Origin of the sequence: Asanoa iriomotensis (genome assembly GCF_016862515.1) — a bacterium.
Classification (GTDB): domain Bacteria; phylum Actinomycetota; class Actinomycetes; order Mycobacteriales; family Micromonosporaceae; genus Asanoa; species Asanoa iriomotensis.
In genome coordinates this window covers 1-26,096 of sequence record NZ_BONC01000046.1, presented here as the reverse complement: position 1 = coordinate 26,096, position 26,096 = coordinate 1, and the positions used below count along the sequence as shown (strand labels likewise).

Here is a 26,096-nt window from a genome sequence, read left to right as displayed (position 1 = left end):
AATGAGCAGGGAGATTTTGAGATGAGCGAAAGGTTCGCCGATCGGGTGGCGATCGTGACGGGAGCCGCGCAGGGCATCGGGGCGGCGACCGCGCGCCGGCTGGCCAGCGAGGGCGCCCGGGTCGCGGTGGTCGACCTCGACACCGACCGCAGCGCGGCCGCGGCCGACGAGATCAAGGCCGCGGGCGGCGTGGCCATCGGCTACGGCTGCGACGTGACCGACCCGGTGTCGGTGGCCGCGATGGTCGAGGCCGTGGCCGGCGAGCACGGCCGGATCGACATCCTGGTCAACAACGCCGGCATCACCCGCGACAACATGCTGTTCAAGATGCCGGCCGCCGAGTGGGACGCGGTGCTGACCACCAACCTGACCAGCATGTTCCACTGCTGCCAGGCGGTGCAGAAACACATGGTCGCGGCCCGCTACGGCAAGATCGTCAACCTGAGCAGCAGGTCGGCGCTGGGCAACCGGGGCCAGGTCAACTACGCGGCCGCCAAGGCGGGCGTCCAGGGCCTGACGGCGACGCTGGCGATCGAGCTGGGCCCGTTCAACATCAACGTCAACGCGGTGGCGCCGGGCTACATCGCCACAGCCATGACCGCCGCCACCGCCACCCGCGTCGGCGCCGCACCGGAAGACCACCAACGAATGGCCGCCGAGGTCACCCCACTACGCCGCGTGGGCCAGCCGGAGGAGGTCGCCGCGGTCATCGCCTTCCTGGCGAGCGACGACGCGGCCTACGTAAGCGGCCAGACCTTGTACGTCAACGGCGGCGCGCGCTAGGCCGACCCGATGGAGACCTTCACGCTCCGACCGCCAGCCGCGACCTGGCGGCTCGCGCCGGCCCTGCCGCCGCGAACCGCGGCGGCAGGTGACGCCGTGAGCGCGGACCGGCTCATGCCACGGGCCGACTCGCGACCTGGGCGGCTGGCCTGCCGCTTCACCGCGGCGTCGGGGATTGCACGGGCGGCTGGGGGTGGGTTCCGGGTTGGTCGCGGGATGCGCGGATGGCGTGCCGCGTCGGCGCGGGGTCGGGGATTGCACGGGCGGCTGGGGGTGGGTTCCGGGTTGGTCGCGGGATGCGCGGATGGCGTGCCGCGTCGGCGCGGCGTCGGGGATTGCATGGGCGGTTGGGGTGGGGTCGCTGTCCGCCGCTGGCGGACCTGTCGGTGTCGTCGCTGTAGAGGTAGCCGCTGGATCGCGGGTCGGGCGGCCGCTCCCGTGGTCCGGCTTCGGCGGCGGGGCGGGCGGCAGGGTCCGGTTGCGCGGGCTTGGCTCGTACCTGATCGATCGCAAAGGTTCGGTTCTGGGGAGGACCAACGTGGATTTCGCACTGAGCGACGAGGAGAAGGCGATCCGGGAGACCGCCCGGACGTTCATCCGCAAAGAGGTGATGCCGCTCGAGCAGGAGGTGCTTCGGCGCGAGCGGGCGCACGAACCCGGCCTGCGGCTCGACGAGCTGCGTGAGCTGCAGGGCAAGGCGCGAGCGTTCGGGTTCTGGGGGCTGGCGACGCCGGAGGAGCACGGCGGCATGGACCTGCCCGCCGTCATGCAGTCGCTGATCTGGACCGAGATCGGCCGGTCGTGGGTGCCGTTCCGGTTCGGTGGTGAGGCCGACAACATCCTCTTCTTCGCCAACGACGAGCAGAAGGCGGAATACCTCGTACCCACGATCGAGGGTGACCGGATCTCCTGCTTCGCGATCACCGAGCCCGGCGCCGGGTCCGACGCCGCCAACATCCGGATGACCGCGCGCCGTGACGGTGACGACTGGGTTCTCGACGGCGAGAAGACCTTCATCACCAACGGCAACGACGCCGACTTCGCGATCGTGGTGGCGGTTTCCGATCGTGACCAGGACGTACGCGCCGGTGGCAGCACCGCGTTCCTCGTCGACCGGTCGATGGGCTGGCGCTCGGAGTTCATCCCGACGATGGGCGAGGGCGGGCCGGCGTCGCTGGTGTTCGAGTCCGTGCGGGTGCCGGGGCGCAACGTGCTCGGCGAGGTCGGCCAGGGCTTCGCGCTCGGCATGCAGTGGATCGGCAAGGGCCGCTACATCATCCCGTCGCACGCGGTCGGTGTCGCCGAGCGGGCGCTGCGGATGGCGATCGAGCACGCCAACACCCGCGAGACATTCGGCAAGACGCTGGCCACCAACCAGGCGATCCAGTGGATGATCGCCGACTCCGAGACCGAGCTGGAGGCCGCGCGCTGGTTGATCCTGCGTGCGGCGTGGACGGTCGACCAGGGCACCGACGCGCGGCACGCGTCGTCGATGGCCAAGTTGTACGGCGCACGCATGGTCAACGACGTCGTCGACCGCGTGCTGCAGATCCACGGCGGCATGGGCTACACCCGCGAGCTGCCGATCGAACGCTGGTACCGGCAGATGCGTCTGCTCCGCATCTTCGAGGGCACCGACGAGATGCAACGGCTGATCATCTCCCGCGACCTGCTCCGCGGATACACCGAAATCGGAGGACACCTGGCATGAAACGCGAGTTCGCATCGGTGGAGGACCTGGCCGCCGCCGTCGGAGAGACCCTGGGCCCAGGGGAGTGGTTCGAGGTGGACCAGTCCCGGGTCAACCTCTTCGCCGACGCCACCGACGACCACCAGTGGATCCACATCGACCCGGAACGGGCCGCGCAGGGACCGTTCGGCGGCCCGGTCGCACACGGCTTCCTGACGCTGTCGCTGCTGCCGTCGCTGGTGGGCGCCCTCTATGCGGTCAAGGGCACGCGGATGGGCGTCAACTACGGCCTCAACCGGGTGCGCTTCCCGGCTCCGGTCCGGGTCGGCACCGCCGTCCGGGTCCGCGCCGAGATCGCCGCCGTCGATCCTGTCGCGGGCGGCGTCCAACTCGTCGCGAAGGTGACCGTCGAGAGCAACGCGGGCGACAAGCCTGTCTGCGTCGCGGAAACGGTCAGCCGCCTATACGTCTAGCGTCTGCTGCCACGACGTCGCCTCCGGAGAGTCAGGCCAGCCTGCTGGATTGGCCGACCGAGACGCGCCTCAGCGACGCGGCCGCGGCGGCGGCCAAACCCAACGTCAGAGCCATTCAGGAGGCCATCTTCAGGTCACGGTGAATCAGACTTCTCTGGCGGCGGCAGCCTGGTCTGCCGGGTTCGCGATGTGCCTCCGTTGGCTGGTGCTGTCGATCGGTGGGTGCGACGGCCTCGGGCGCGCCAGCTTCGCTGGTCGCGGCGGTGTTCGGTTGGCAGTGGGTGGCGGGCTGAGGTTGTGTTGCCTGATGCGGACGTGCGACTCGGCGGCTTCGCCGGCTGGGGCGGTGTTCGGTTGGCAGTGGGTGGCGGGCCGAGGTTGTAGCGGCTGACGCGGACGTGCGACTCGGCGGCTTCGCGGGCTGCGGCGGTGTTCGGTTGCCAGCGGGTGGCGGGCCGAGTTCGTGGCGGCTGACGCGAACGTGCGACTCGGTGGCTGCCGGCGTCGGCGATTGGTGTCGATTAGCCGACATATGCCATGCCGCTGAGGGTGGCATCACGGCACAGTACGGGCGTGCGGGCGGCCGTCCGTCGGCTAGGCGCACCCCCGTACCGCTGCAGGATCGATGTGAATTGACCGTCTTATGGATGTAGCTGCCGCTGGTTCGCGGTCCGGGCGACGCGGGCGATACGCGTTGGTGCTTGGTTTGCTCCTCGTGGTCACCGGCCTGCTCGCGCTGGTCCGGCTCGACTACCTGGCGTTCTTCGCGGGCGCGGCCGTCCTCGGTGTGGTTGCGGCCTCCCTACCGTTCGGCAGGTTCACCTCGCTGGGACACCGGCGCCACACCGGGGGCGACCAGGACACCGCGTCCGAAGTGGACCAAGCCGATCATTACCGTCGCCGAAGGTGGCGGTTGACTCGGATCTGGATCGCGGTGCTGATCGCTGTCGGGTGCGGCATCGGCTGGTTCTACGCCATTCAGGGGCCGAACTCGTCCATGGCGCTGCCCACGGTGTCGATCCGCTACGTCGCCGAGATCGAGACGTCGGGTTCGACCACCACGTTGCGCGAGACGGTCATTTGCGACAGCGCTTGCGAGACCAACATCGGTAGGACCGTCGGTCAGCCGGAGCCCGGCGGGTCGCTGGCGGCGCGGCTGGTGATGCCGGCCGGCTGGAGCCAGTCGGCGCAGGTTGACGGGTCGCCGGTCTACGCGCGGAGCAGGACGGTGCCGCACGAGGATCCTGGTCTCTTCGACGTCGTACCCGTCGATTTCCGTGTCGACATCGGGCTCGCGCACGTCGAACCCGGCGGTGAGGTCTTCGGTCTTCGGCCGGCCGACGGATCGTCGGTGACCATCACGGCCCCGAAGGGAGCCGTCGGGAAGACGGACCCGGCTACCGCGAAGACCAGCGGGCTTCCGGGCGGTGGGCGGCTCGAGTCGTCCGCGATCAGCCTCGACGTGCTGAGCGAAAGCGTCGCCTTCGAGATCCTGGGTTCGGCGTGGCGCAATCCCGCCGGACGGCAGCTCTACGACCTGGGCAGCTGGGGATACCTGCCGTGGATCCTGAGTTTTGTCGTCCTGACCTGCGCGGGGCTGGCGCGTGACTACCTTGTCGAGAAGCTGAAGGCCGTACTCACGAAGGTCTGGAAACGACGCCCGCCCGAGCGGAGCGGTCGGGAGAGGCCACGGCGCCGGATCCGGGAGCTCGCTGTCCACAGGCGAAATCCGAGATCCCAAAACTTAACGTGAGACTGTCAGACTGATCGCATGTACGACTTCGACGTGCTGGTGCTGGGTTCGGGCCCGAGCGGGCAGAAGGCGGCGATCGCGGCGGCCAAGCTGGGCCGGCGGGTCGGGGTTGTCGAGCGCGACAACATGATCGGCGGGGTGTGCATCAACACCGGCACCATCCCGTCCAAGACGTTGCGCGAGGCCGTGCTCTACCTGACGGGCCTCAACCAACGGGAGATGTACGGGCAGAGCTACCGCGTCAAGGACGACATCACGGTCGCGGATCTCGCGGCGCGGACGCAGCACGTCATCGGGCGTGAGATCGACGTCATCCGCAACCAGCTCACGCGCAACCGGGTGTCGCTGCTCAGCGGCTTCGGCAAGTTCGCCGACCCCAACACGCTGACGGTGACCGACGCGCGTGGCCGCGAGTCGCACGCCAGCGCGGCCAAGGTGGTCATCGCGTCCGGCACCCGTCCGGCGCGGCCGTCGTCGGTCGAGTTCGACGAGCGCACGATCATCGACTCCGACGGCATCGTCAACCTCGAGCGCGTGCCGCGTTCGATGGTGGTGGTCGGCGCGGGCGTGATCGGCATCGAGTACGCGTCGATGTTCGCCGCGCTCGGCACCAAGGTCACGGTCGTCGAGCGGCGCGACCGGATGCTCGAGTTCTGCGACCTCGAGGTGATCGAGGCGCTGAAATACCACCTACGCGACCTGGCGGTGACCTTCCGCTTCGGCGAGTCGGTGGCGTCCGTCGAGCGCTACGCGGAGGGCGCCGTCGCGGTGCTCGAGAGCGGCAAGAAGATCGCCGCCGACACGGTGATGTACTCCGCGGGCCGACAGGGCACGGCGTCCGACCTGGAGTTGGCCGCCGCGGGCCTGTCAGCCGACGCGCGTGGCCGGCTCACGGTCGACGAGCACTTCCGCACGGCGGTGCCGCACATCTACGCGGTCGGCGACGTGATCGGCTTCCCGGCGCTCGCCTCGACGTCGATGGAGCAGGGCCGCCTGGCCGCGCACCACGCCTGCGACGAGCCGGTCCGGGCGATGCCGGCACTGCAGCCGATCGGCATCTACACGATCCCCGAGATCAGCTTCATCGGCCGCACCGAGGACGACCTGACCGCGGAGAGCATCCCGTTCGAGGTGGGCATCGCCCGCTACCGGGAGCTGGCCCGCGGCCAGATCATCGGCGACTCCTACGGCATGCTCAAGCTCCTGGTGGCGCCGGAGGACGGCCGCCTCCTGGGCGTCCACATCTTCGGCACGGGCGCCACGGAACTCGTCCACATCGGCCAGGCCGTCATGGGTTGCAACGGCACGGTCGACTACCTGGTCGACGCGGTGTTCAACTATCCGACGTTGGCCGAGGCCTACAAGGTCGCGGCCCTGGACGCCATGAACAAGATGCGCCACCTATCCCGCCTCCAATGACGCCGGCATAAGGTCGCGCACACCGAACAGAGCACGAGGCCGGCCGGGGTCGAACCCGGTCCGCGCGAGCGACGCGGACCAGCCGCCGGCAGGTGCTTGCGCGCGGTTGGAGGACAACCCCGACCGCCTGCGGCTCGTCGCCGCCGTCTGGCGGCATGTGGTTGCTCGCCCCGGTGCTGGCCGCCGCCGTCCACCGCCGCGGCGCCCGCACCGGCGCTGGACGTCGCGGCGCACGTGAGGCGGTCGCCGGGCTCGGCTGTCAGTTCGTGGTTGGGTGGTCGTCAGCGTTCGGCTCGCTGCTCGCGGCTCGGCGACCGTGGGAACTGGCTGGTCCGCTGCCACGCCGTGGGCACGGTCAATGGCTGTCCGCCGATGCCGTGGGCGCAGTGGCTGTCGGTCCGCCGATGCCGTGGGTGGAGAGTTTCTGCCGATTGCAGTCAGCGTCCAAAGCCGTCCGGAATGCCTGCACCTGAGGCGTAGGCGACCCGCGACCTCGTGACCACAGGGCCACGTTCGGCGCCTCAGGTCCAGTCCGGTGTCCTGTTCGCGCTCGACCGCCTCCGGAGGAACACGCCCCTTGTCGACACGCCGTCGGAGGGGGCGCCGAGCTTGCTCTTGGCCAGCCACGACAGACCGAACGACCACGTGGCGATCGTCTCGCCCCAGAAGATCGAGTGGGTGGCGAAGCTGTGCAGGGCGTTTGTCAGCAGCATGAAGGCCACCGCGGCGACGATCATCAAGGCGCATCCTATGTGGAGCCACCTCCGGCCCCGGCGGCTCGGCGACTCGGCCAGGCCGAAGCGCAGGCTGATCACCGCCAGCGACAGGATGAAGATCGCGGCGCAGATGAAGTGGATCAGGCTTACCCGGTTCTCGCCCCACGCGCTCTGGAGCGGTGTCAGTGGGGAGCGGCCCGCGGTGGGGAACAGGGCCACGCCGAAGGCGGCCAGGCCCGCCACCGTGCTCAGGAGGTTGTCCCAGCCTGGCTGACTGATCATGTACGTCACCAGGAACACGGCCACCGCGCACAATGCGCCGACGAGGACGTCGCGCATTCCGGTGTGGTAGTAGGCGCTCAGCGAGCTGCGGGGGACGTCGCCGCTGGGCAGGAAAAGATAGTCGCCGACCATCAGCAGGACCGGGAGGGTCACGCCGATCACGCCGATGCCGGTGCGGACCGACAGGTACGAGCGGGTGTAGTCGTCTCTGGGTGTCGTCGCCGGCCGCGCCGGCGTCATCGTCGTCATCTGGTCCTCCTCGAAACGTCACCTGCACAAGACACGAGGACGACGGACCGCATCCTGATACGACGGGAAACGCCCATCCTAGGATGCCTTAGAGGGTGTGCCACGCCCGACGATGAGACGCCAACGAGGGAGACAACCACGCAGACGCCAGGCCGCGAGCACGGAAAGCGCCGCAATCCGTCGCGGCCACACCCGGCGGTCGACTTCACGACGGATGGTCTGGATCACCCCGGGCGGGGATCAAGCCTGGTAAGACTTTGGGGATGGGCATCGTCTCACCGGGCTTCTTCGGCCGCCGCGGATCGGGGGACACCAAGCTGCCGCCTGGGCAGTACCTCACCCACGACTTCCCCGTGCTCTCCGCCGGCCCGACACCCCGCATCGACCTCGACTCCTGGCAGTTCGTCGTCACCACCGAGATCGGGCAGCGCAAGCAGTGGTCCTGGCAGGAGCTGACCAGCCTGCCGTCCGAGGACATCACCAAGGACATCCACTGCGTCACGAAATGGTCCAAGCTCGGCACCCACTGGAAGGGCGTGCCGGTCGAGACCCTGCTCGCCGACGTGGAGACCGCGGCCGACTACGTGATGGCGCACTCGTACGGCGGCTACACCACCAACCTGCCCCTCGAAGATCTTCTCAACGGGCAGGCCTGGATCGCCTACCAGTACGACGGCGCGCCGCTCCCGCCCGAGCACGGCGGACCGGCCAGACTGCTGGTTCCACACCTGTACTTCTGGAAGTCCGCCAAGTGGGTCCGCGGCCTGGAGCTGATGCTCGCCGACGAACCGGGCTTCTGGGAGACAGCCGGCTACCACGACTACGGTGACCCATGGCGCGAGCAGCGGTACCAAGGCGACTGAGCGGCCGCCTGCAATGGCGGGTGGCGACGCTGACCGAGCGCCGGCGCGAGACCGACTCCGCCGCGACGCTGGTGTTCGACGTGCCCGACTGGCCCGGCCACCTGCCGGGGCAGCACGTCGACATCAAGCTGACGGCTGAGGACGGCTATTCGACCGAGCGCAGCTATTCCATCGCCAGCCCGGCGGAGGGCGACCGGATCGAGCTGACCATACAGCGGGTCCACGACGGGGAGGTGTCCCCATATCTGCTGGAGGGCCTCGGCGTCGGCGACCCGATCGAGATCCGCGGGCCGATCGGCGGCTGGTTCGTCTGGCGGGACACCGACCCGGATCCGGTGGTGCTGGTCGCCGGCGGGTCCGGCGTCGTGCCCCTGATGGCCATGGTCCGGGCCCGCAAGGCCGCCGGCAGCCGCATCCCGTTCCGGCTGATCTACTCGGTGCGGACGCCGGAGGACATGCTCTACGCCAACGAGCTGCGGGCGCGGGTGCGCGACGACATGGGGCTCGACATCGCGTACGCGTACACCCGGGAAGCTCCGCCCGACTGGCCCGGCGAGGTGGGCCGGCTCAAGCTCGCGACCGTCGCCACCCACGGCTGGCCGCCGGACCTCATGCCGGCGTGCTTCGTCTGCGGCCCGACCGGCTTCGTGGAGGCGGTGGCCGACATCCTCGTCGCACAGGGGCACGACCCCCGCAAGGTCAAGACCGAACGTTTCGGGCCCACCGGAACCTGAGGGAGGAACCGATGTCCGACCTCTACGTCGACGGCAACGCCATCGCCGGGCCGTTGATGGACATCTTCGCCGTCGACATGTCGATGGCACAGAGCACCTGCGCGCACTGCGGCGACCGGAAGATGGTCGCGCAGATGCACGTGTACGACCACGCGGCCGGCATGGTCGCCCGTTGCCCGAGCTGTCAGGAAGTCAACATGCGCCTGGTCCGGGGCCCGGACCGCGCGTGGCTCGACCTCCGCGGTGTGCTCGCGCTCGAAATACCACTGGCGGCACCCACCGAACGGGCCTGAGGGGCCGTACGATCGGCGGTGATTGGTGGGTGAGCGTTCGTTGAAACAAGGCGAGGTGTGGACGATCGGCCAGCGCGCCGATCTGCGCTACCGCGTGGTGGTCCTCTCCTCGGAAGCACACAACGACCGCCCCGGCGCCGCCCCGTTCTGCGCGCCCGTCGTCCGCCAGCGCGGCGACCCCGGCGACCTGCCCCCGTTCGCCATCGCGCTTGCCGAAACCGACCCGATCTCCGGCGTGGTCGTCCTCAACCGCATGCGCCGCCTCCCGGCCGCCATCGGCGCCGAACGCCTCGGCCTCCTCACCGGCGCCAGCATGGCGAAGATCGCCACCGCCCTCCGCGAGCTCTTCGACCTCTGAAACCCAGGCGGTTGCGCGCCGTCCGGTTGATCACGGTTTCTCTTGCCCGGGTCCGTCGGCGGCACGACCGTCGCTCCCGCCGGACAAATCTCGCTCCGCGTCGAGCCAGGTCCGAGGTGGCAAGCCCGAAGGCGGTCCCGGCGCGCGATGCGCACGACGTGTGGGGTGCTCTCATACCCTCTTCATCGGAACGATCATGCGATTCGGTTCGCGGTAAATCGGTCGTGCGCGGGACGGCGCTGGGGTCTACTGGCCGCCGGAATGTGTCGCTCGATCGAGGAGTGTCGTTTGTCGGACATTGAGGTTGTCGTCGAAGGTGACGGGCCGCCGGTGGTGCTGGTGCACAGCGGGGTCGCCGACCACCGCACCTGGGACCAGGTGGCCGCACGGCTGGCGCGGACCCACACCGTCATCCGCTATGACCTGCGGGGATTCGGAAAGACCCCACCGCCGACCCAGGGCTTCCGCCACCGCGACGACCTGGCCGATCTGCTCGACGGGCGAGGGATCGAGCGGGCCGCCGTCATCGGCAACTCGCTCGGCGGCTACATCTCCCTCGAGTTCGCCACGAGATGGCCCCACCGGGTCACCCACCTCGGCCTCCTCGCCGCCCCCGTCTCCGGCTGGCAGTGGGGACAGGACGTCCGGGACTACGGCGCCGCCGAGGGCAAACTGCTCGAAGCCGGCGACATCGACGGCGCGCTCGCCCTCAACCTGGACATGTGGGTGCGCGGCCCGCGCCGCGAATGGTCACCCGAGCTGAGAGAGCTCGCCGACCAGGTCGCGCCCGCGATGCGGACAAGTCTGGCAAACCAGACCGTGACCGAATCCTTCGAACTCCCCGACGACACCGCACGGCCATCGACGTTGCTGCACGTCATCGACGCGCCGACGCTGGTCGCGGTGGGTGACGCCGACGCGCCGGACTACCCGGAGATCGCTCGGATGCTGGCCGACGGCATCGCCCGCGCCCGGCTGACGACGATCGAGGGCGCCGGCCACCTCCTCCCGCTGGAACGCCCCGACGAGATCACCGCGGAGATCGACGCGCTGCTCGCCCGATGACGCGTGACGCACGCCGGCTCGGCGTGTCATGACAGGGTCGATATAGTGGCACCGCCAATGATCAGGGGGTTGGTCCCGCACGCCCTCCGCGTCCGTCCGCGGTCGCTGGTGGTGGGCGGCACTGCCGAGCCAGTGCCAGGGGAGGCCCGTCGCGGTTGAGGAGGCTCACGGTGTCGGCTACGCCCACCGTCGCGACCGATCGTGTCCTCACCCTGCCCAACCTGATCAGCTTCCTGCGCCTCCTCGGCGTCCCGGTCTTCATGTGGCTGATGATCGGCCCGCAGCACGACCTGGCCGCGGTGATCGTCCTGGCGGTAGGCGGCAGCAGCGACTGGGTCGACGGCTGGGTGGCCCGCAAGCTCGGCCAGGTCAGCCGCCTCGGTGAGCTGCTCGACCCCGCCGCGGACCGGCTCTACATCCTGGCCGTGCTGGTCACCTTCACCTACCGCGAGATCGTGCCCTGGGAGTTCACCACCGCCCTGGTCGCCCGCGAGCTGATGATGCTGGTCTGCCTGGCCGTGCTGCGCCGCAACGGCTTCGGCCCGCCGCAGGTGCACTACCTCGGCAAGACCGCCACCTTCATCCTGCTCGCCGCCTTCCCGGTGCTGCTGCTGGGCCACGCCGTGCCCGCCATCGCCACCGGCGCCGCCGCGGTCGGCTGGGGTCTGGCCTGGTGGGGCATCGTCCTGTACTGGCTCGCCGGCTTCCTCTACGTCGGCCAGGCCGCCCGGGTGATCCGCGCGGGCCGGGAACAGGCGACGCGGGAGCCGGCGTGACCGACAACAAGCACCGCTGGATGTCGCCGGACTTCCTATCCGAGCTCTTCAGCAACCCCCTTGATCCCGGGTACGCGGACGCGGCCGCCCGCCGCGCCAAGGAGGGCCCGCCGACGGGGTGGCGGCAGGGCGCCCGGCGGACCACGGCGGTGCTGGTCGCCGGGCTGATCGGCGTGCTGTTCGCCGTGGCCTACCGGCAGACCGTCGAGGACGAGCCGCGCCGCAGCCAGGCCCGGGCCGACCTGGTCAGCCAGATCAAGCAGCGCCAGGAGACCACCGACAGCCTGCGCGCCCAGGCCGACCGACTACGCGACGAGGTGGCCCGCGAACGCGACGCCGCGCTCGGCGCCGACCAGGCCGCCCAGCGGCGCGACACCGAGGCCGCCACCGGGCTGCGCCGCGTCAGCGGCGACGGGCTGGTCGTCCGCCTGGCCGACTCGCCGGACGTCGACGAGGGCGGCGACGCCAACGACCTCGGCCGGATCTTCGACCGCGACCTGCAGCTCGTGACCAACGCGCTGTGGGCGTCCGGCGCCGAGGCGATCGCGATCAACGACCAGCGGCTGACCGCGACCTCGACGATCCGCAAGGCCGGCGGCGCGATCCTGGTCGACTTCCGGCCGGTCACCAGCCCGTACGAGATCCGGGCGATCGGCGACAGCGACCTCGAGGACAAGTTCCGGGACACGACCGCGGCGGCGCTGATGCGCAAGGTCGCCGACGCCGAGCACATCGGCTTCGACACGCGCCGCGCCGACGACCTCAACCTGCCGGCGGCCACCGAGCCGCAGCTCAACTACGCGACCCGTCCGACGCCGGCCAGCGCCACGCCGACGCCGAGCGGCACCTCCTCGAAACCGTCCGGAGGCGGCTAGATGATCCCCGTTCTCGCCCTCGTCGTGGGTGTCGTCCTCGGCCTCGTGTTCGGCCCGACCGTGCCCGGCTGGCTGGAGCCGTACCTGCCGATCGCCGTCGTCGCGGCCCTCGACGCGGTGTTCGGCGGCGTCCGGGCCAAGCTCGACGGCATCTTCGACGACCAGCAGTTCGTGATCTCGTTCATCTCGAACGTGCTCGTCGCCGCCCTGATCGTCTACCTCGGCGACCAGCTCGGCGTGGGCGGGCAGCTGTCCACCGGCGTCGTGGTCGTCCTCGGGGTTCGCATCTTCGGCAACGTGGCCGCGATCCGCCGACACCTGTTCCGGGCCTGAGCGGGAGGACCATGCGATGACCGACGACCCGCGCGACAGCGCCGCCGACGAACCCACGGCCCGCATCGAGAAGCCGGCGGACCAGGAACAGGACCAGGCGCAGGACCAGACGCACGACCAGACGCCAGACCAGGACCAGGACGAGAACCAGGACGAAGAAGCGACCAGGCCCATCCCGGTACGCCCGCAGGAGCAACCGACCGCCGAGAAGCCTGCCCGCCGGCCGGCGCCCGGCCGCCCTGCACCTGCCCGCCCGGCACCCCCGCCGAGCCCGGAGCAGCAGGCGGACGCCGGACCGGACGAGGAGACGATCCGCCTCTCCCCGGTCACGGAGGGCACAACCGGGGAGGAGTCCCCAAAGAGCGACGAGCCCGTATCCGATGTGGATGAACCGGCGCCGCGGCGGAAGCGACGCGGCACCGCCGGTGTGATCATCCTGGTGCTCCTCGCGCTGCTCGGCTTCACGCTCGCCATCCAGCTGCGCGGCAAGTCCGTCGACTCCGACCTGGCCGCGATGCGCGAGGACGACCTGGTGCGCCTCCAGTCCGACCTCCAGGCGCAGGACGACCGCCTGCGGCGCGAGATCGCGTCCCTGCAGGACAGCCAGCGCCAGCTCCAGTCCGGCGCACAGGGGCGCGCCGCGGCGCTGGAGGAGGCCACGAAGCGCGCCGACGAGCTCGCGATCCTGGCGGGCACGGCCGCGGCGACCGGTCCGGGGCTGACGATCCGGTTCATCGCGGGGCCGCAGCCGATCGCGGCGTCCGACATCCTCAACGCGGTGCAGGAACTGCGCGGCGCGGACGCGGAGGCGATGCAGATCTCCGGCACGGGCGGCGGCGCGCCGGTGCGGATCGTCGCGAGCACGTACTTCATCGACTCCGATGGTGGGCTCGAGGTCTCCGGCAGGCGGCTGACCGGCCCGTACACGATCACGGTGATCGGTGATCCGCCGACCATGCGGACGGCGCTCAACATTCCGGACGGGCTGGTGCCGTCGATCAAAGCGGACGGCGGTAACGTGATCGTCGACGAGCACGACACGGTCGACGTCACGGCCACCGCCGCGCCCGTCGACCTCAAGCACGCCAAGCCGGTGAGCTGACGGACTGACGAAGGAATCACGGTGATCCCTGACGACCTGCGATACACCGCCGAGCACGAATGGGTGCGCGGCGGCGACGGCCCGGCGCGGGTGGGCATCACCCACTTCGCGCAGGACGCCCTGGGCGACATCGTCTACGTCCAGCTTCCGGAGCAGGGCGCGCAGGTCTCCGCCGGCGACTCGTTCGGTGAGGTCGAGTCGACCAAGAGCGTTTCGGAGATCTACGCACCGATCTCCGGCACGGTCGTGGCCCGCAACGACCGGCTCGTCGACGAGCCTGAGACGATCAACGCGGACCCGTACGGGGAGGGCTGGTTGGTGGAGATCGACCCCAGCGACCCGGCGGCGCTGGACGGCCTGCTCACCGCGGCCGCCTACCGCACGCTCACCGAGAGCTGACCGAGCCCTCCGGAGCGTAGGAAGTGCCCGCGCGTCCGGTTGACCCTGGATTTCAGGGCTGGCTAGGCTCGCGAGGTTGTTTTTGACTTGTTCCAAGCTGCTGCCCACTAGGGGCCGGGGTGTCCGGCGCCGCTGCCGAAAGATCCGTGAGGTGGACCGATGACGCGCCCCGACGACGAGTTTCCCCCACTCGACGTCACGTCGACGCTCAATCTGGGCTCGCTCGACGAAGTGCTGGAGGGCCCCGACGCCGACGTCGTGCCCGGCCGCATGTCGGGCTCGCTGCCGCCCGGGATGGCCTTGCTGGTCGTCCGGCGGGGGCCCAACGCGGGCGCGCGGTTCCTGTTGGACCACGACGTGACCACGAGCGGCCGGCACCCCGACAGTGACATCTTCCTCGACGACGTGACCGTCTCCCGCCGGCACGCGGAGTTCCACCGCGACGGTGGCACCTTCACGGTGCGCGACGTGGGCAGCCTCAACGGCACCTACGTCAACCGCGAGCGGGTCGAGGCCGCGACGCTCAGCAACGGCGACGAGGTGCAGATCGGCAAGTTCCGGCTGGTCTTCATCGCCGGGCCGCGCCCCGACGAGGAGTCCCCGCGCGGTTAGCGCTTCGGGAGGCGACGCGTGACCGAACGTGCCCCGGGCGCGGCGGCCGGCGCCGACCCGCGCTTGCTGCCGCGGATGAGCATCGGCGAGGTCCTGGCGGAGCTGCGCCCGGAGTTTCCCGACACCACCATCTCCAAGCTGCGCTTCCTCGAGGCCGAGGGGCTCGTCGAGCCGCAGCGCACGCCCGCCGGCTACCGCAAGTACAGCTGGCGGGACGTCGAGCGGCTGCGCTTCGTGCTGTCCGCGCAGCGTGACCGCTATCTGCCGTTGCGGGTGATCCGGGCCGAGCTCGAGGCACACGACACCGGCGCCGATGTGGCACCGCGCCGCCCCGTGCTGGTCGCCGTGCCCGACGAGCCGGCCGCGGTGCCGCCCGTCGACGCGCTCGTCCGCCGCGCGGAGCTGGTCGAGCGCACGGGCATCGATCCGGCCAGCCTCGCGGAGCTGGAGGAGCTGGGCATGGTGACGCAGCGCACCCCCGGCTGGTACGACGCGGACGCCCTCGTGATCGCCGCGGCGGTGGCCGGCCTGGCCTCCTACGGGCTCCAGGTGCGCCACCTGCGCGGCTACAAGGCGGCGGCAGACCGGGACGTGGGCCTGTTCGCACAGCTCGTGGGCCCCATGGCACGGCAGAAGGACCCCGCGGCGCGCGCCCGGGCCGCCGCAGCCGCCCAGGAGCTGACCGGTCTGGCCCAGCAACTGCGGGCCGCTCTGGTCCGCGCGGGCCTGCGGGACACCCTGGGGCGGTAGGGCTACGTGACGGCGAGATCACGTAGGCTCGAACGCGGTTCCTCCTCGGCACCGACCGCGCGTGCGGGACGCACTCCGCTCGCGCGTGTACCGTGCAAGGAAGGGGCCGGAAACGGCGCTGGGAACGACAACGGAACGACAACGACGACGGAGGCGCGGTGCGTGAGCTGAGCGTGGTCGGGGTTCGGGTCGAGTTGCCCAGCAACCAGCCGATTGTGCTGCTCCGAGAGGTCGAGGGCGACCGCTACCTGCCGATCTGGATCGGTGCGGTGGAGGCCACGGCGATCGCCTACGAGCAGCAGGGCGTGAAGCCGGCCCGGCCGCTGACCCATGATCTTCTCCGCGACGTGCTGGCCGCGCTGCAGCAGCCGCTCAACGCCGTGGAGATCGTCGAGCTGAAGGAAAACGTCTTCTACGCCGACCTGTTGATCGGCGACAACAACCTGCGCGTCTCGGCGCGCCCGAGCGACTCGATCGCTCTGGCGCTGCGCGTCGGCGCGCCGATCCGCTGCGCCGAGCAGGTGCTCTCCGAGGCCGGCATCGTCATTCCGGACGAGCAGGAGGACGAGGTCGAGAAGTTCCGGGAGTTCCTGGAGCAGGTGCGGCCGGAGGACTTCGCGGGCTGAGTCGGCGAAGTCCGAGCGTCCCTCGGGTGATGTCGTCAGATCGCGGCGTGTCGGCGCAAAGCCTGCGCCCGAAGGCTCGATCTGAGCTATAGGGTTGGCGCTGTTGACGGGGTCGCGTCCCGGCACGACGCGACACCTCGCTGGCGGGGAGGTAGCCACATGCCCGACCCACGTGATCCCGAACCCGAGGGCAGATCCGACGCCGACGCGGCGCCGGCACCCACGGACGGCGACTCCGTCGGCTACCGCGGTGTGACCGCCTGCCACGCGGTCGGCATCAGCTACCGCCAACTCGACTACTGGGCCCGCACGACACTGGTCGTGCCGAGCGTCCGTGACGCCTCCGGCTCCGGCACGCAGCGCCTCTACTCGTTCCGCGACCTCGTCGTGCTCAAGGTGGTCAAGCGCCTCCTGGACGCCGGCGTCTCGCTGCAGAACATCCGCAAGGCGATCGAGACGCTGCGCTCGCGCGGCGTCGAGGACCTCGCGGGCATCACGCTGATCTCCGACGGCACCACGGTCTACGAGTGCCGCTCGCCGGAAGAGGTCGTCGACCTGCTCCAGGGCGGCCAGGGCGTGTTCGGCATCGCGATCGGCGGCGCCTTCAAGGAGATCCAGGGCTCCCTGTCGCACCTGCCGGCCGAGCCCGCGGAGCCCGCCGGCGCCGACGACGAGGTCGACGACGCACCGGCCGGCGACGAATTGGCCGCCCGCCGCGCCCGCCGCCGCGCCGGCTGAGAACACCAACACTTAGCCCTTGCGCTAAGTGTTGAACGGCGGCAATACTTAGCCTCATGGCACAGTATTCGGCCGCGCTCGACGACGTGTTCGTCGCCCTGGCCGACCCGACCCGACGCGGCGTCGTCCGGCGCCTCGGCCGCGGTCCCACCAGCGTGGGCGACCTCGCCCGCGAGTTCCCGATGACGCTGCCGTCGTTCATGAAGCACGTGCGCACGCTGGAGGCCAGCGGCCTGATCAGCACGGTCAAGTCCGGCCGGGTCCGCACCTGCGTGCTCAACCGCGAGCGGCTCGGCCTGCTCGACGACTGGCTCGCCGAGCAGCGCCGCGTCTGGGAGGACCGCACCGACCGCCTGGAGCAGCTGCTCACCGAGGAGGACCCCGCATGAACCCCGACCTCGACCTCGCCCTCGACCGCGTGATCCGCGCGCCCCGGGCGGCCGTCTGGCGGGCCTGGACCGATCCCGACCGGCTGGCCCGGTGGTGGGTGCCGGCGCCGAGCCGCTGCCGTGTCGAGCGCCTCGACGTCCGCCCCGGCGGCGCGTTCGTCACCCGCCTGTCCGACGACGCGGACGGCGACGTGTTCGGCCCGCACCTGGACGCCGCGTTCCTCGCCGCGGACGAGCTGACCCGGATCGCGTTCACCACCGCGATCGACAGCACCTGGCGGCCGGCCGACCCGGGCGTCATCGTGATGACCGCGGAGATCACCCTGGCGGACCACCCGGACGGCACGGACTACCGCGTCCTGGTCCGGCACGGCGACCCGACCTCCCGCGAACGCCACGAGAAGCTCGGCTTCAGCGACGGCTGGGGCACCGTCACGCAACAGCTCGCCGCGATCGTGGAGGAAAACCGATGAAGGTCACGCTCACCGAGTTCGTCTCGCTCGACGGCGTCAGCCAGGGTCCTGGCTCACCCGACGAGGACACCACCGGCGGCTTCACCCGCGGCGGCTGGCTGACACCGCACGCCGACGCCCGGTTCGTCGAGGCGGCCGCGCACTGGCTCTCGCTGGCCGACGGGCTCCTGGTCGGCCGCCGCACCTACGAGGAGTTCGCCGCCGCCTGGCCGCACATCACGGACCCTGACGACCCGTTCACGGAGCGGATGAACGGCCTGCCGAAGTACGTGGTGTCTAGCACCCTGACCGAGACGCCCTGGCAGCCGGCGACCGTGCTGCGCTTGGACGAGGTGGCCGACCTCAAGCGCAAGCCCGGCCGTGAGCTGCAGATCCACGGCAGCGCCCGGCTCGGTCACGCGCTGCTCGACGCGGGCCTGGTCGACGCGGTCCGGCTCGTCGTCGCACCGACGGTCGTCGGCGCCGGGCGGCGGCTGTTCGAACACCCGGGCAGGGCGGTCGGCATGCGCCTGGTCGGCCACGAGGCGACCCCCACGGGCATGCTGCTGCTCGAGTACGAGACGACGGGCGACGCGCCGGTCGCGACGTACACGGGAGCTAGCGAACTGCCCCCGACGTCCGGCTGACCACCAGCCCGCCGGTGTCGACCACCTCGAAGTCGCTGCCCGTCAACGACTTCAGGGCGCGCAGCGCGTCGTTGTCCCACCGGTCGTCCGGCGCGCCGGAGATGTACCAGGCCGAGCCGTGGTCGGCGACGACCACGCCGTAGCGCTTCATCGCGTCGGCGACGATCCGCGCCTGCCTGGGCATCGAGCCGGTCGACACCGAGGCCTTGAGCCGCAGCCGCTGGCCGAGCTGAGGGAGATTGGCGTCGGTGGCCGACGACGCGGAGTGGGTGGCCGGCCAGGTGTAGCCGGTGCGGGTCTTCGGCACGGTGATCCGGATCGCGTGGTCGATCCGCCCGGCGGCGACCTCCTCGTAGCGGACCAGGCCCGCGAAGATCGACAGGCCGGACGCGTCGGCGGAGGTCCAGCCGGCCGGCCGCAGCTTGTTGGAGCGCAGGTCGAACACCGCCCCGGAGCCGGCCCGCCACCCGCCGCCCTGCGGGTAGGCCGAGAACAGCTCGTACACCTTGCAGGCTGTCTTGTCGAAAGCGATCACGTGCCGGTCGCCGTCGGCCTGCGGGCCACCCTCGATCTTCGCGTTGGCCGGGATCGGGTACGGCCCGCGGTCGCTCTCGTCCGCGTACTCGAAGCTGACCGTGACCTTCTTCTGTCCGGCGGGGACGGTCGTGACCGGGATGCCGATCGGCGCGCCCTCCCAGGTGCCGGAGCCGAAGTCGGGGTGCATCGCGGCGCCGGCGCCGATGCTGGCCACCATCGCCGCCGACTTCGGGTGGACGGGCAGCTTGCGCACGTCGGCACGCCAGACGTTGTCGGCGGGCAATGCACCGCTGCAGCCGGCTGCCGGCTTCGCGGAGGGCGTCGGCCGTGCCGGTCCGCGGCCGAGTGCGTCGACGCCGCCGGAAGGAGAGGCACCGACGGAAGGGGTCGGACCCGATGGTCGTGCGACAGCAGGGTCACCGCCGCACGCGCTCAACAGAGCGACGAACCCGACAACCGCCACGGTACGGAGGGCAGCACGCACGCGGGCATCCTGCCAGTCGCAACGATCAGTTGGCGAGAGCGTCCTCGACTCCGGTCTCGCGCGGCCCGAGGAACACCGGGTCGCGTCCGGTCACCACGTCCCACGCCGCCTTGACCCCGGCGAGCTGCTCGCGGAAGGCGCCGTAGTCCCACGCCCGCCCGAACCGCTTCACGGTCTCGTCGCCGACCCCGACCGTCTCGATCCCGGCGTCGCGGCACAGGGCCACCGCCCGGTCGATGTGGAACTGCTGCGTCACCACGATCATCCGGTCGACACCGAAGATCTTCTTCGCGCGTACGCACGAGTCGTAGGTGTCGAAGCCCGCGTGGTCCTGCACGATCCGGCGCTCCGGCACCCCACGCTCGACCAGCCACCGGCTCATCGCGCCCGGCTCGTCGTAGTGCCACTCGCGGTGGTCGCCGGAGACCAGCACGGCCCGCACCGTGCCGGCGTCGTAGAGCTGCCGGGCCAGGTCGAGCCGGGCGGCCAGGAACGGCGACGGCGTCCCGTCCGGGTAGACCTGCGCGCCGAGCACCATCACCACCGGAGCCGACGGCACGTCGGCCAGCGAGTAGACGTGACCGCGGGCGCCGGCGCGCAGCCACAGCCCGGCGCCGAGCACCGCCGCGGCCGCCACGACTGCGGTGGCGGCCGCGGCGATCACGCTGATCCAGAGCCAGCGGCGACGTCGGCGGGGCACGGCCCCATTGTGGATCACCGCCGCAACACCGTCAGGCGGGGTTGGTCAGCGCACCGTCGATCGCGTCCAGCTCCTGCGCTGACAGCGCCAGGTTGGCCAGCGCGCCCACGTTGTCCTCGAGCTGGGCGACGCTGCTCGCGCCGATGATCAGGCTGGTCATCCGCTCGTCCCGCAGCGCCCACGCGAGGGCGAGCTGGGCGAGGGTCTGCCCGCGCTCCCGGGCGATCTCGTTGAGCTCGCGGACGACCCGCATGGTCTGCTCGTCGAGGTGGCTCTCCTTGAGGAACCCGCCGGTCGCGACCCGGGAGTCGGTGGGGATGCCGTCGAGGTAGCGGTTGGTCAGCAGGCCCTGCTGCAGCGGGCTGAACGCGATGCAGCCGGCGCCGGCCTCTTCGAGGGTGTCGAGCAGGTTGTCGCGCTCGATCCAGCGGTTGAGCATCGAGTACGAGGGTTGGTGCAGCAGCAGCGGCGTACCCAGGTCGCGCAGGATCTTGACCGCCTCGGCGGTCTGCGCCGAGGTGTAGTTGGAGATCGCGACGTAGAGGGCGCGCCCGGACCGGACCGCGTGGTCCAGGGCCGCCATCGTCTCCTCGATCGGCGTGTCCGGGTCGGGCCGGTGGTGGTAGAAGACGTCGACGTAGTCGAGGCCCATCCGCTTCAGCGACTGGTCCAGCGACGAGATCAGGTATTTGCGGGAGCCCCATTCGCCGTAGGGCCCGGGCCACATCAGATAGCCGGCCTTCGTCGAGATGATTATTTCATCGCGGTACGGCTTGAGGTCGCGGGCCATGATCCGCCCGAAGTTCTCCTCGGCGGAGCCGGGCGGCGGGCCGTAGTTGTTGGCCAGGTCCACGTGTGTGACACCGAGGTCGAACGCCCGGTGCAGGATGGCGGCCTGGGTGTCCAGGTTGCGGCCGTGGCCGAAGTTGTGCCAGAGGCCCAGGGAGATGGCGGGGAGCCGGACACCACTGCGGCCGGCCCGGCGGTAGGTCATCGAGTCGTAACGGTCGTCGGCGGCAAGATAGGTCACGGCGGACAGCGTAGGTGAGGAGACCTCACCCACGCCGTTACCCCTTTGGATCATCAACACTGGTAGCGTTTGCGTTAAGCCGAACCATCCGCGTGGGAGAGTTCGCCGGTCCAGTCGGGCCGGACGGCGCCGAAGGGGCAAATCCTCCCCGGAACCTCTCAGGCAAAAGGACCGCGCGGGACATGGCGACTCTGGAGGACCCGTTCCGGGCCCGACAGAGGGGGAGGTTGCTAGCCGACCTCGCTCTCTCTGCCTCCAGGAGTTCCCGCCGATGACCGCTTCCTTCGCAGATCGCCACATCGGGCCGGACCGCGACAGCGAGCGCCGGATGCTCGACCAGGTCGGCTACGGCTCGGTAGACGACCTGATGGACGCCGCGATCCCCGAGGTGATCCGCTGGCACGGCACCCTCGACCTCCCGCCGGCCGCGTCGGAGGCCGAGGTGATCGCCGAGCTGCGCGCGCTGGCCGACCGCAACACCGTCAACGTCTCGATGATCGGCCTCGGCTACTACGGCACGCACACCCCGGCGGTGATCCGCCGCAACGTGCTGGAGAGCCCGGCCTGGTACACGGCCTACACGCCGTACCAGCCGGAGATCAGCCAGGGCCGGCTGGAGGCGCTGCTCAACTTCCAGACGATGGTCTCCGACCTGACCGGGCTGACCACGGCCAACGCGTCGATGCTCGACGAGGGCACCGCGGCCGCCGAGGCGATGACGCTGGCCCGGCGTTCGACCAGGAGCAAGTCCTCCGTGTACGTCGTCGACGCGGATACCCTGCCGCAGACCCTGGCCGTGATCGAGGGGCGGGCCGAGCCGCTCGGCATCACCGTCGAGGTGCGCGACCTGTCGGCGGGGCCGTCGGCGCTGCCGGCGGAGTTCTTCGGTCTGCACCTGCAGTACCCGGGCGCGTCCGGTGCCGTGCGTGACCAGGCGGCGCTGGTGGCGGCCGCGCACGAGGTCGGCGCGCTGGTCACGGTGGCGGCCGACCTGCTGGCGCTGACGCTGCTGCGGGCGCCGGGCGAGATCGGCGCCGACATCGCGGCCGGCACGACGCAGCGGTTCGGCGTGCCGATGGGCTTCGGCGGCCCGCACGCCGGCTACCTGGCCGTTCGCAAGGGTCTCGAGCGGATGCTGCCCGGGCGGCTGGTCGGGGTGTCCAAGGACGCCGACGGCGCACCGGCCTACCGGCTCGCGCTGCAGACCCGCGAGCAGCACATCCGGCGGGAGAAGGCGACCAGCAACATCTGCACCGCGCAGGTGCTGCTCGCGGTGATCGCCAGCATGTACGCGGTCTACCACGGGCCGGACGGGCTGCGGTCGATCGCCCGGCGCACCCACGCCTCCGCCGCGCGGCTCGCGGCCGGCCTGCGGGCGGGCGGCGTGACCGTCGCGTCCGACGTCTTCTTCGACACCGTCACCGCGTCGGTGCCGGGCCGGGCGGACGCCGTCGTGGCCGCCGCCGCCGAGCGGGGCGTCAACCTGCGCCGGGTCGACGCCGACAGCGTGGGCATCGCCTGTGACGAGACCACGACCGACGCGCATCTCGCCTCGGTGTGGGAGGCGTTCGGCGTCTCGCCGTACACCGGTGACGTCGCGGACGCCCTGCCCGCGGACCTGGAGCGGACCTCGGAGTTCCTCACCCACCCGGTGTTCCACGCGCACCGGTCCGAGACGGCGATGCTGCGCTACCTGCGGCGGCTCTCCGACCTCGACTACGCGCTCGACCGCGGCATGATCCCGCTGGGCTCCTGCACGATGAAGCTCAACGCGACCACCGAGATGGAGCCGATCACCTGGCCGGAGTTCGCCAACATCCACCCGCACGCGCCCGCGGCGCAGACCTCCGGCTATCAGGAGCTGATCACCTCGCTGGAGGGGTGGCTGGCCGAGGTGACCGGCTACGACACCGTGTCGGTGCAGCCGAACGCCGGGTCACAGGGTGAGCTGGCCGGGCTGCTGGCGATCCGCGGCTACCACCGGTCGCGTGGCCAGGAGGACCGCGACGTCTGCCTGATCCCGTCGTCGGCGCATGGCACCAACGCGGCGTCGGCCGTCATGGCCGGCATGCGGGTCGTCGTGGTGGCCTGCGACGACGACGGCAACGTCGACCTGGTCGACCTCGACGCCAAGATCGAGGTCCACGCCGACCGGCTCGCCGCGATCATGGTGACCTACCCGTCGACGCACGGGGTGTACGAGACCGCGATCGCGTCGCTGTGTGCGAAGGTGCACGACGCGGGCGGCCAGGTGTACGTGGACGGCGCCAACCTCAACGCGCTCCTCGGTTTCGCCAAGCCGGGCCGGTTCGGCGCGGACGTGTCGCACCTCAACCTGCACAAGACGTTCTGCATCCCGCACGGCGGCGGCGGTCCGGGTGTCGGGCCGGTGGGCGTGCGCGCGCATCTGGCGCCGTTCCTGCCCGGCGACCCGCTGGCGGCCTCCGCCGGCGGTGGCGCGGCGGTCTCCGCGGCCCGGCACGGTTCGGCCGGCATCCTGCCCATCCCGTGGGCGTACCTGCGGATGATGGGCGCCGAGGGGCTGACCCGGGCGACCGGCGTGGCGGTGCTGGCGGCCAACTACGTGGCGGCGCGGCTGCGGGAGCACTACCCGGTGCTCTACAGCGGCAACAAGGGCCTGGTCGCCCACGAGTGCATCCTGGACCTGCGGCCGCTGACCAAGGCGACCGGCGTCTCGGTCGACGACGTCGCGAAGCGGCTGATCGACTACGGCTTCCACGCGCCGACGATGTCGTTCCCTGTCGCCGGGACGCTGATGGTGGAGCCGACGGAGAGCGAGGACCTGGCGGAGCTCGACCGGTTCTGCGACGCGATGATCGCGATCCGGCAGGAGATCTCGTCGGTCGCGTCGGGCACCTGGCCCCGCGACGACAACCCGCTGGTCAACGCGCCTCACACGGCGGCGATGGTGACGGGGGACGAGTGGTCCCACGCGTACCCGCGCTCGGTGGCGGCGTACCCGTTCGGGGTGTCCCGGGTCGGGAAGTACTGGTCGCCGGTCCGCCGGATCGACGGTGCGTTCGGCGACCGCAACCTGGTCTGCGCGTGCCCGCCGCCGGAGGCGTTCGAGTAGGGCGCGCGGGGCCCCCGGTTGGTCGTGAGGGTTGCGAGCGACGGTGCTCGGAAGGGGCCTGGGCTGCCGCGGCGGTGCGGCGGCCTAGGCTGGTTGTTTGCTACGCCGCGAGGGCGTGGCGGGCGGGCCCGCGGTGGGGCGCGATGGTGCGGCCGTCGGGGAGCAGCTCTCCGGTGTCCTCGAAGAGGATCACACCGTTGCAGAGCAGGCTCCAGCCCTGCTCGGGGAACGCGGCGACTGCGCGGGCGGCGTCGCGATCCATCGCTTCAGCGGAGGGACAGGTCGGTTGGTGCTGGCACATCGGGGTCTCCGGACGATGGGGGTGCCGTGTCATGGTTCACATGACCAGTGACGGAGGCTACCCCGTTGGACGGGGCACGTACGAGCAAGTTGCGGACGTTACGCGGAAGAATCCACCCTTCGTATGAGTAACCATCGGCCACTCGTCGTGGGAACGCTTCCACATCCCGCTACCCGCTTTCAGGGTGTCGGTGGTTCGTGCACTCTCCGTATAAAAGAGCGCTCCCGAATGGAGTGGCGCTCTACGGAGGGTGGCGATCCGGCTCAGCATCTCGAAGATTTCCTTGCCGCCGACGGACTGGACGTGCGGTCGTTCTCTACCCCCACCATGTCACGCTCCGTAGCCAAAAGCGAGTCCGGATCTGTCTGCGGCGCTGCGGTGTTGATCTCCGCGGCGGGCGGCGCGGCCATGCTGGCGCGGGCGGCTGTGGGCGAACCCACCCCGGCGCCGGCGGTCCCGGACGTGGTCGCCGTGATATACGAGCACACTGAGGTGGCTGAGGCGCCTCTCTGGCTGCCAGCTGCGCGTTCGCTGGGTGGGGTCGGTCACGGCCTTCCGCCGGCCTCCGGCTCCGCGTCGTGGCGTGCGGCGCTCCGAAATCAAAGCCGTTCCGGTCCACGTGCTGAGACTGGGGGTTGGCGGCTGGGGGAGTGGGAGCCGAGCTGGACCCCGGCCGCACACGCGGCGGCCGTGTCGGCGGTCCGCGCGGCCATCGGCCGGGGCGACGTCTACCAGGTCAACGTCGTGGGGCACGCGTCCGCGCCGTACGTGGGTGACCCCCTGCCGGCGCTGGCCCGGCTGGCCGGCCTGGCGGGTGCCCGCTACGGCGGGGTGCTCTCCGGGGACGGCTGGGCGGTGGGCTGCGCGTCGCCGGAGACCTTGATCCAGGTCGTCGGGGGCCGGGTGACCACCCGCCCGATCAAGGGCACGCGCCACGCGACCGCGGCGGGCCGGCAGGAGTTGCTCTCGTCGGCGAAGGAGCGCGCCGAGCACGTGATGATCGTCGACCTGGAACGCAACGACCTGGCCCGGGTGGCCCGCACGGGCAGTGTCCGGGTCGACGAGCTGTTCGCGATCCGCCGCTGGGCCGACCTGTGGCAGGCGGAGTCGGTGGTCACGGCGGACCTGGCCGACGGCGTGGGCCTGGCCGACCTACTGCGCGCGACCTGCCCCGGCGGCTCGGTAACGGGCGCACCGAAGCTGGCGGCGCTGTCGGAGATCGCCGCGCTGGAGCCGGTGGGCCGCGGCCCGAGCATGGGCGCCCTGGGCTGGATCGACGCGAACGGCGACCTGGACCTGGGCCTGACGATCCGCACGGCGGCCGCGGACCCGGACCGCCTCCACCTGTGGGCCGGCGGCGGCATCACCTGGGACAGCGACCCGGCCGCCGAGGTAGCGGAAGCAGCCGCAAAGGCGGCCCCGATCCGCCGCCTACTGGCTTCGTCCTAGGACGCGATAGCGGCGCCACCCCGGCCGGTACCCCCTTGGTCGTGGGATCCGGGGCCGCTCATGGTGCTCGGGCGTGGTCGGGTGTGGCAGAACCGGGTGAGCGGTCCTGGTCGGGTTTCCGGGG

The 26,096-nt window shown here is 71.0% G+C and carries 29 protein-coding genes and 1 riboswitch; of the genes, 24 read left to right on the top strand and 5 right to left on the bottom strand.

The window, feature by feature from the left end; translation table 11 throughout:
- Window positions 1–21: 21 nt before the first annotated feature.
- The 5 genes from fabG to sthA all read left to right on the top strand — a co-directional run bounded on the left by fabG (window position 22) and on the right by sthA (window position 6,118).
- Window positions 22–783 carry a 3-oxoacyl-ACP reductase FabG gene (fabG, locus tag Air01nite_RS27485; RefSeq protein WP_203706211.1) on the top strand — a complete coding sequence of 254 codons (762 nt, stop codon included), beginning with the start codon at window positions 22–24 and terminating at the stop codon, window positions 781–783.
- A gap of 538 nt (window positions 784–1,321) precedes the next feature.
- Window positions 1,322–2,494, top strand: a complete 1,173-nt coding sequence (locus Air01nite_RS27480; RefSeq protein ID WP_203706210.1) for an acyl-CoA dehydrogenase family protein — start codon at window positions 1,322–1,324, stop codon at window positions 2,492–2,494.
- Window positions 2,491–2,946 (top strand): MaoC family dehydratase, encoded by a 456-nt coding sequence (locus Air01nite_RS27475; RefSeq protein WP_203706209.1) that lies wholly within the window; start codon window positions 2,491–2,493, stop codon window positions 2,944–2,946. Before Air01nite_RS27480 ends, Air01nite_RS27475 begins: the two co-directional genes overlap by 4 nt.
- A 715-nt stretch (window positions 2,947–3,661) precedes the next feature.
- Window positions 3,662–4,699: a hypothetical protein gene (locus Air01nite_RS27470; RefSeq protein ID WP_203706208.1), complete on the top strand. Its 1,038-nt coding sequence runs from the start codon at window positions 3,662–3,664 to the stop codon at window positions 4,697–4,699.
- An 18-nt stretch (window positions 4,700–4,717) separates the two neighbouring features.
- Window positions 4,718–6,118, top strand: coding sequence for a Si-specific NAD(P)(+) transhydrogenase (gene sthA / locus Air01nite_RS27465; protein WP_203706207.1), 1,401 nt, complete (start codon window positions 4,718–4,720; stop codon window positions 6,116–6,118).
- 521 nt (window positions 6,119–6,639) lie between these two features.
- On the opposite strand, the gene Air01nite_RS27460 is transcribed toward sthA, so the two are convergent.
- The gene (locus tag Air01nite_RS27460) at window positions 6,640–7,365 is read right to left on the bottom strand and encodes a hypothetical protein (RefSeq protein ID WP_203706206.1); all 726 of its coding nucleotides are present in this window, start codon (window positions 7,363–7,365) and stop codon (window positions 6,640–6,642) included.
- Window positions 7,366–7,628: 263 nt separating this feature from the next.
- Between Air01nite_RS27460 and Air01nite_RS27455 the strand changes: the two genes are divergently transcribed.
- From Air01nite_RS27455 to Air01nite_RS27375, 17 genes are all read left to right on the top strand, one after another.
- Entirely contained in the window at window positions 7,629–8,228 is a 600-nt protein-coding gene (locus Air01nite_RS27455) for a sulfite oxidase-like oxidoreductase (protein ID WP_203706205.1), read from the top strand.
- Window positions 8,198–8,962, top strand: a complete 765-nt coding sequence (locus tag Air01nite_RS27450) for a ferredoxin reductase (protein WP_203706204.1) — start codon at window positions 8,198–8,200, stop codon at window positions 8,960–8,962. The genes Air01nite_RS27455 and Air01nite_RS27450 overlap by 31 nt, the downstream gene beginning before the upstream one ends.
- Before the next feature lie 11 nt (window positions 8,963–8,973).
- The gene (locus Air01nite_RS27445; protein ID WP_203706203.1) at window positions 8,974–9,255 is read left to right on the top strand and encodes a DUF6510 family protein; all 282 of its coding nucleotides are present in this window, start codon (window positions 8,974–8,976) and stop codon (window positions 9,253–9,255) included.
- Between the two features lie 25 nt (window positions 9,256–9,280).
- Window positions 9,281–9,613 carry a type II toxin-antitoxin system PemK/MazF family toxin gene (locus Air01nite_RS27440; protein ID WP_239091005.1) on the top strand — a complete coding sequence of 111 codons (333 nt, stop codon included), beginning with the start codon at window positions 9,281–9,283 and terminating at the stop codon, window positions 9,611–9,613.
- A 288-nt stretch (window positions 9,614–9,901) separates the two neighbouring features.
- Window positions 9,902–10,678, top strand: a complete 777-nt coding sequence (locus Air01nite_RS27435; protein ID WP_203706202.1) for an alpha/beta fold hydrolase — start codon at window positions 9,902–9,904, stop codon at window positions 10,676–10,678.
- Between the two features lie 170 nt (window positions 10,679–10,848).
- A complete protein-coding gene (clsA, locus tag Air01nite_RS27430; RefSeq protein ID WP_239091004.1) occupies window positions 10,849–11,454 on the top strand; it encodes a cardiolipin synthase ClsA in 606 nt (201 codons plus the stop codon).
- Between the two features lie 20 nt (window positions 11,455–11,474).
- Window positions 11,475–12,329, top strand: a complete 855-nt coding sequence (locus Air01nite_RS27425; protein WP_203706245.1) for a DUF881 domain-containing protein — start codon at window positions 11,475–11,477, stop codon at window positions 12,327–12,329.
- Complete coding sequence (locus Air01nite_RS27420; protein ID WP_089243522.1) at window positions 12,330–12,662, top strand: small basic family protein; 333 nt, start codon at window positions 12,330–12,332, stop codon at window positions 12,660–12,662.
- A gap of 16 nt (window positions 12,663–12,678) precedes the next feature.
- Window positions 12,679–13,764 (top strand): DUF881 domain-containing protein, encoded by a 1,086-nt coding sequence (locus Air01nite_RS27415; RefSeq protein ID WP_203706200.1) that lies wholly within the window; start codon window positions 12,679–12,681, stop codon window positions 13,762–13,764.
- Window positions 13,765–13,785: 21 nt separating this feature from the next.
- Complete coding sequence (gcvH, locus tag Air01nite_RS27410; protein WP_203706199.1) at window positions 13,786–14,163, top strand: glycine cleavage system protein GcvH; 378 nt, start codon at window positions 13,786–13,788, stop codon at window positions 14,161–14,163.
- A 159-nt stretch (window positions 14,164–14,322) separates the two neighbouring features.
- Window positions 14,323–14,775 carry an oxoglutarate dehydrogenase inhibitor Odhl gene (odhI, locus tag Air01nite_RS27405; RefSeq protein ID WP_203706198.1) on the top strand — a complete coding sequence of 151 codons (453 nt, stop codon included), beginning with the start codon at window positions 14,323–14,325 and terminating at the stop codon, window positions 14,773–14,775.
- A gap of 75 nt (window positions 14,776–14,850) precedes the next feature.
- Window positions 14,851–15,525, top strand: a complete 675-nt coding sequence (gene ftsR / locus Air01nite_RS27400; RefSeq protein ID WP_203706244.1) for a transcriptional regulator FtsR — start codon at window positions 14,851–14,853, stop codon at window positions 15,523–15,525.
- A 158-nt stretch (window positions 15,526–15,683) separates the two neighbouring features.
- Window positions 15,684–16,151: a bifunctional nuclease family protein gene (locus Air01nite_RS27395; RefSeq protein ID WP_203706197.1), complete on the top strand. Its 468-nt coding sequence runs from the start codon at window positions 15,684–15,686 to the stop codon at window positions 16,149–16,151.
- A 159-nt stretch (window positions 16,152–16,310) separates the two neighbouring features.
- Complete coding sequence (locus Air01nite_RS27390; RefSeq protein ID WP_203706196.1) at window positions 16,311–16,889, top strand: MerR family transcriptional regulator; 579 nt, start codon at window positions 16,311–16,313, stop codon at window positions 16,887–16,889.
- Window positions 16,890–16,945: 56 nt separating this feature from the next.
- Window positions 16,946–17,278, top strand: a complete 333-nt coding sequence (locus Air01nite_RS27385; protein WP_203706195.1) for an ArsR/SmtB family transcription factor — start codon at window positions 16,946–16,948, stop codon at window positions 17,276–17,278.
- The gene (locus Air01nite_RS27380) at window positions 17,275–17,751 is read left to right on the top strand and encodes an SRPBCC domain-containing protein (protein WP_203706194.1); all 477 of its coding nucleotides are present in this window, start codon (window positions 17,275–17,277) and stop codon (window positions 17,749–17,751) included. Before Air01nite_RS27385 ends, Air01nite_RS27380 begins: the two co-directional genes overlap by 4 nt.
- Window positions 17,748–18,377: a dihydrofolate reductase family protein gene (locus Air01nite_RS27375; RefSeq protein ID WP_203706193.1), complete on the top strand. Its 630-nt coding sequence runs from the start codon at window positions 17,748–17,750 to the stop codon at window positions 18,375–18,377. Before Air01nite_RS27380 ends, Air01nite_RS27375 begins: the two co-directional genes overlap by 4 nt.
- Here the strand turns inward: Air01nite_RS27375 and Air01nite_RS27370 are convergent.
- The 3 genes from Air01nite_RS27370 to mgrA all read right to left on the bottom strand — a co-directional run bounded on the left by Air01nite_RS27370 (window position 18,349) and on the right by mgrA (window position 21,128).
- Window positions 18,349–19,167, bottom strand: coding sequence for a hypothetical protein (locus Air01nite_RS27370; protein ID WP_203706192.1), 819 nt, complete (start codon window positions 19,165–19,167; stop codon window positions 18,349–18,351). The two genes, Air01nite_RS27375 and Air01nite_RS27370, sit on opposite strands and share 29 nt — an antisense overlap.
- 256 nt (window positions 19,168–19,423) lie before the next feature.
- The gene (locus Air01nite_RS27365) at window positions 19,424–20,098 is read right to left on the bottom strand and encodes a SanA/YdcF family protein (RefSeq protein ID WP_308439986.1); all 675 of its coding nucleotides are present in this window, start codon (window positions 20,096–20,098) and stop codon (window positions 19,424–19,426) included.
- Window positions 20,099–20,129: 31 nt separating this feature from the next.
- On the bottom strand, window positions 20,130–21,128 hold the full coding sequence (gene mgrA, locus Air01nite_RS27360) for an L-glyceraldehyde 3-phosphate reductase (protein WP_203706191.1): 999 nt from the start codon (window positions 21,126–21,128) through the stop codon (window positions 20,130–20,132).
- Between the two features lie 83 nt (window positions 21,129–21,211).
- Window positions 21,212–21,312: riboswitch (glycine riboswitch) on the top strand.
- A gap of 87 nt (window positions 21,313–21,399) precedes the next feature.
- On the opposite strand from mgrA, the gene gcvP reads away from it, so the two are divergent.
- A complete protein-coding gene (gene gcvP / locus Air01nite_RS27355; RefSeq protein ID WP_203706190.1) occupies window positions 21,400–24,222 on the top strand; it encodes an aminomethyl-transferring glycine dehydrogenase in 2,823 nt (940 codons plus the stop codon).
- A gap of 100 nt (window positions 24,223–24,322) precedes the next feature.
- On the opposite strand, the gene Air01nite_RS27350 is transcribed toward gcvP, so the two are convergent.
- Window positions 24,323–24,523 carry a DUF5999 family protein gene (locus Air01nite_RS27350; protein WP_203706189.1) on the bottom strand — a complete coding sequence of 67 codons (201 nt, stop codon included), beginning with the start codon at window positions 24,521–24,523 and terminating at the stop codon, window positions 24,323–24,325.
- 123 nt (window positions 24,524–24,646) lie between these two features.
- Here Air01nite_RS27350 and Air01nite_RS27345 point away from each other — a divergent pair, with 123 nt between their 5' ends.
- On the top strand, window positions 24,647–25,972 hold the full coding sequence (locus Air01nite_RS27345) for a chorismate-binding protein (RefSeq protein WP_203706188.1): 1,326 nt from the start codon (window positions 24,647–24,649) through the stop codon (window positions 25,970–25,972).
- The last annotated feature ends 124 nt before the right edge of the window (window positions 25,973–26,096 follow it).